Genomic DNA, 4,621 nt, shown 5'->3' on the forward strand with positions numbered 1-4,621 from the left:
TGGCAATGCGCCAACAGCAGCGGCGCTTCGAAGCGGGCGAGATTGAGCAGCAGTTGATCGCTGATCCAGCGGCGGGCGGCGTCAGGGTTGTGAACCCGGCCGTTATCCACCGCCATTTCCAGACCCTGGGAATAGCTGTAACCGCCAATCGGCAGTTGCGGACTGGCCAGACGCAGCAGCGCCCAGGCCGGATTCACAGGCGCACGCCGAACTGATGGAGTTTCGGCGCGTAGTTGAAGTCTTCATCGCCGTGGCGGGAGTGATGATGGCCGCCGCCGTAAGCGCCGTGTTCCGGCTGGAACGGCGCTTCGATGGCCTCGACCCGGGCGCCGAGTTGTTCGAGCATCGCCTTGAGCACGTAATCGTCGAGCAGGCGCAGCCAGCCATCACCGACTTGCAGGGCTACATGGCGGTTGCCCAGGTGATAGGCCGCGCGCGTCAGTTCGAACGCATTGGCGCACGTGACATGGAGCAGTTGTTCGGGACGGGCGCAGACGCGCACGACACGGCCGTCTTCGGCCTGCAGGCATTCGCCGTCATACAGCGGTGGCTGGCCGCGCTCCAAAAACAACCCGACGTCTTCGCCTTCGGCACTGAAACAGCGCAAACGGCTTTTGCTGCGCGCTTCGAAGGTCAGGTGCAGCTCGGCGGCCCAGACGGGTTGAGGGCCGATTCTGCGATGAATCACCAGCATCGGAAAGCTTCCAGCAATGAACGTTGATTGGGCTAGAGCAAGCGCCGCGCCAATCGGGCGATCTGTAGGAAATAGCTGTCGGCGCGTGCCTGATCTTTCAACAGGCGCGGCGATTCTGGAAGGTTTTGGTGCATGAAGGATTTGTCATGCACCAAAGCGAGGCCATGGCGGATGTTCGATGTGGGAGCGAGCCTGCTCGCGAATGCGCCGTGTCAGACAAATGTATTCAGCTGATCCAGCGCTTTCGCGAGCAGGCTCGCTCCCACAGGGGGCTTTGCGCTGTGTCAGATAGAGAAGGGGATTACTCGGTACTGCCCAGCCCTTGCCAGTGCTTGAGGCCGATGAAGATGAAGCGCAGTTGCTGGGTGATCTTCGCCTGCGGGGTCAGATGCTCCGGCAAGGCTTCGGCGGGCGGGTCGATGATGTCGGGGAGGGTGGCGAACACCGATTTGACGATCAGGTCAGCCATCACGCTGAGGCCGGCCAGATCCAGATGTTGCAGCTTGGGCATCAGCGCCAGGTCCGCCGCGAGGTCGGCGCTGATGTTCTCCCGCAGGCGTCCGATCGCCTGGCGTACCGGCAGCGAGCCGCCGTATTGTTCGCGGGCGAGAAACAGGAATTGCGAGCGGTTGGCGTTGACCACATCAAGGAAGATGCGCACCGAAGCGTCGATGATGCCGCCCATGACGAATTCATTGTGGCGCACCAGGCGGATGGTCTCGCGGAAGGTCTGGCCGACTTCACTGACCAGCACCAGCCCCAACTCGTCCATATCGGCGAAGTGACGATAGAAACCGGTGGGCACGATGCCGGCGGTCTTGCTCACTTCGCGCAGGCTCAGGCTGCCGAATCCTCGGCCGCTTTCCATCAGGTGGCGGGCAGCGTCCATCAGGGCGTTGCGGGTCTGTTGTTTCTGTTCGGCGCGGGGCAGCATCGCAGGGTGTGTTCTTCGGCAGGACAAGCGCCGCACTCTAGCAAATCGGCTTTGTCGGCGTCGAACGGGGAGTCGTGCAGCGAGGGTTTTACAGAAGCTGAAAAGTCAAAAGCCCAATCCGCTGATTGGGCTTTTTTGCCGGGCCGTCATGGGCTCAGCTCAATTTGCTGTTGCGTTCGATCACACGGTCACCACCGCCTTCAGCGAGGGCTTGACCCAGTGGGGTTTTATCGAAGCCGTCGTCAGCCAGGTTCTGGCCCTGTGGAGTGCGCTCGGAACCGTCGGATGCCAGGGTCTGGCCTTGTGGCGTGCGGTCCGAACCATCGGAGGCGAGGATCTGGCCTTGTGGTGTGCGATCCGAACCGTCCTGAACCAGGCCTTTCTCTTCCAGGCGATTGCGACCGTTTTCAGCCAGGGCCTGGCCTTGTGGTGTGCGATCCGAGCCGTCCTGAACCAGGCCTTTTTCTTCGAGGCGATTGCGACCATTTTCAGCCAGGGTCTGACCTTGTGGAGTGCGCTCGGAACCGTCGGAAGCTACGGTCTGGCTGAACACCGAGTGGCTGTCTTTGACTTGCGGAGTGGCCTGATCGGCAGCGGGCAGGGCGAAAGCAGTGCTGGCTAGCATCGACAGGGTAAGGCTGAGCAGTAATTGGCGTTTCATGATAGTGGCTCCTTGGGAGGGCGATAAAGTGGGTACGAGGGCAATGCTACTCTCGATAAGTCGATATAAAAGTTCATAAACGCAATGGTAATAATCAACAGAATTGATTGTTCCGCGCGAAGGCTCTAGATCGGGCCTTTGCGGGCGACGGTTTTGCACTGTCGTGGGTATTTTCGACTCACTCGCGCCTCGTAAAAGTGCGGGTCCCGGTAACACTGCTCGACCGATCGGTCAGTTTTGCCGGGCTTTTTATGGCTTAAACTGCCTTTCAATTAAACCTGCGGGCCTTTCGCCAGTCACAGACTGCATAGGGGCCGCTTCGGTCTGCCGTTTCAGCTGTGCGTCGGGATGTCGGCGTGCGGTCGTGATCAGGAGCTTTGTGCATGACGCGCATTGGAAAAATCTTCAGCTGGACTTTCGCCATCCTCGCGCTGCTGCTGGCAGCCTTGATTCTGATCATCGTGTTTTTCGACTGGAACCGGATCAAACCCACGATCAACGCCAAAGTTTCGGAAGAACTGCACCGGGCGTTTGCCATCAATGGCAACCTCGCGGTGATCTGGCAGCGCGAACCTGAAGAAGGCGGCTGGCGCGCCTGGGTGCCGTGGCCGCACGTGGTCGCCGAGGACTTGAGCCTGGGTAATCCTGACTGGTCGAAACAGCCGCAGATGGTCACCCTGAAACGCGTCGAGCTGCGCATTTCGCCGCTGGCCCTGCTGGCCCAGCGCGTGGTGATTCCACGCATCGACCTGACCGAGCCGAATGCCGAGCTGCAACGTCTGGCCGATGGCCGCGCCAACTGGACGTTCAAATTCGATCCCAAGGACCCGAACGCCGAGCCGTCGAGCTGGGTAGTGGATATCGGCGCGATCGGCTTCGACAAGGGCCATGTGACCCTCGACGACCAGACCTTGAAGACCAACCTCGATGTGCTGATCGACCCGCTCGGCAAGCCGATTCCCTTCAGCGAGATTGTCGGCGACAAAGCGGCGAAAACCGCTCAGGACAAGGGCGGCGCACCGCAGGACTATGCCTTTGCACTCAAGGTCAAAGGCCAGTATCACGGGCAGAACCTCACCGGGCAGGGCAAGATCGGCGGGTTGCTGGCATTGCAGGACGCGAGCAAGCCGTTCCCGTTGCAGGCCCAGGCGAAGATCGGCGATACCCGTATCGAACTGGCCGGCACCCTGACTGACCCGCTGAATCTCGGCGCCCTCGACCTGCGCTTGAAACTCGCTGGCGACAGTCTCGGCAATCTCTACCCGCTGACCGGCGTGACGCTGCCGGACACCCCACCGTATTCCACCGACGGCCACCTGATCGCCAAGCTGCATGACGAAGCCGGGGCGAGATTCACTTACGAGAAATTCAACGGCAAGATCGGCGACAGCGACATCCACGGCGACCTGACCTACGTGGCCAGCCAGCCACGGCCAAAACTCAGCGGCGCAATGGTTTCCAATCAACTGCTGTTCGCCGACCTTGCGCCGTTGATCGGTGCCGACTCCAACACCGAGCAAAAGGCCCGTGGCGGCGCGAGCAAGCAGCCAGCAGACAAAGTCCTGCCGGTCGAAGAATTCAAAACCGATCGCTGGCGCGCCATGGACGCCGATGTCGAGTTCACCGGCAAGCGCATCGTCCATAGCGAGAAGCTGCCGTTCAATGACCTCTATACCCATCTGAAACTCAACGACGGCGAACTCAGCCTGGAACCGCTGCGCTTTGGCGTTGCCGGCGGCACCCTGGATGCGCTGATCCGCCTCAATGGCCGCACCGAGCCGCTGGAAGGCCGCGCGCGGTTGACCGCACGCAAATTCAAACTGAAAGAGCTGTTCCCGACCTTCGAGCCGATGAAAACCAGTTTCGGTGAGCTCAATGGCGACGCCGACATCAGTGGCCGGGGCAACTCCGTGGCCAAGCTCCTCGGTGGCGCCAACGGCAATCTGAAGATGCTGATCAACGACGGTGCGATCAGCCGCGAGCTGATGGAACTGGCCGGGCTCAACGTCGGCAACTACGTGGTCGGCAAGATCTTTGGCGACAAGGAAGTGAAGATCAATTGCGCGGCGGCGGACTTCGACATCAAGACCGGCCTGGCCACGACACGGTTGTTTGTCTTCGATACCGAGAACGCAATCATCTACATCGATGGCACGGCGAACATGGCCACCGAGCAACTCGATCTGACCGTGACCCCTGAGTCGAAAGGCTGGCGTCTGATCTCCCTGCGCTCGCCGCTGTATGTGCGCGGCAAGTTCATCAAACCGGATGCCGGCGTCAAAGCCGTGCCGTTGATGCTGCGTGGCGCGGGGATGGTTGCGCTGGGCGTGAT

At 60.8% G+C, this 4,621-nt stretch carries 4 protein-coding genes and 1 pseudogene; 1 reads left to right on the plus strand and 4 read right to left on the minus strand.

Going from position 1 to position 4,621, the window contains the following annotated elements; translation table 11 throughout:
- From D6877_RS09860 to D6877_RS09875, 4 genes and pseudogenes are all read right to left on the minus strand, one after another.
- Positions 1-197 (minus strand): annotated as a pseudogene (locus D6877_RS09860) (urease accessory protein UreF); the annotation flags it as partial.
- The gene (gene ureE / locus D6877_RS09865) at positions 194-694 is read right to left on the minus strand and encodes an urease accessory protein UreE (protein WP_130910623.1); all 501 of its coding nucleotides are present in this window, start codon (positions 692-694) and stop codon (positions 194-196) included. The gene ureE and the pseudogene D6877_RS09860, both read right to left, overlap by 4 nt.
- A gap of 301 nt (positions 695-995) precedes the next feature.
- Positions 996-1,628, minus strand: a complete 633-nt coding sequence (locus D6877_RS09870) for a TetR family transcriptional regulator (RefSeq protein WP_016771906.1) — start codon at positions 1,626-1,628, stop codon at positions 996-998.
- Positions 1,629-1,782: 154 nt separating this feature from the next.
- A complete protein-coding gene (locus D6877_RS09875) occupies positions 1,783-2,289 on the minus strand; it encodes a hypothetical protein (RefSeq protein WP_130910624.1) in 507 nt (168 codons plus the stop codon).
- A 383-nt stretch (positions 2,290-2,672) separates the two neighbouring features.
- Between D6877_RS09875 and D6877_RS09880 the strand changes: the two genes are divergently transcribed.
- Positions 2,673-4,621: AsmA family protein (locus tag D6877_RS09880; RefSeq protein ID WP_130910625.1), on the plus strand; the 1,949-nt coding region annotated here is incomplete at its 3' end.

The sequence above is a fragment of the Pseudomonas sp. Sample_9 genome (assembly GCF_004307535.1).
GTDB lineage: Bacteria > Pseudomonadota > Gammaproteobacteria > Pseudomonadales > Pseudomonadaceae > Aquipseudomonas > Aquipseudomonas mercuritolerans.

What these genes read in the sequence shown, in the direction of transcription:
- ureE (WP_130910623.1), bottom strand. Translation starts at nt 694, where the DNA reads ATGCTGGTGATTCATCGCAGAATCGGCCCTCAACCCGTCTGGGCCGCC.
- D6877_RS09875 (WP_130910624.1), bottom strand. Translation starts at nt 2,289, where the DNA reads ATGAAACGCCAATTACTGCTCAGCCTTACCCTGTCGATGCTAGCCAGC.
- D6877_RS09870 (WP_016771906.1), bottom strand. Translation starts at nt 1,628, where the DNA reads ATGCTGCCCCGCGCCGAACAGAAACAACAGACCCGCAACGCCCTGATG.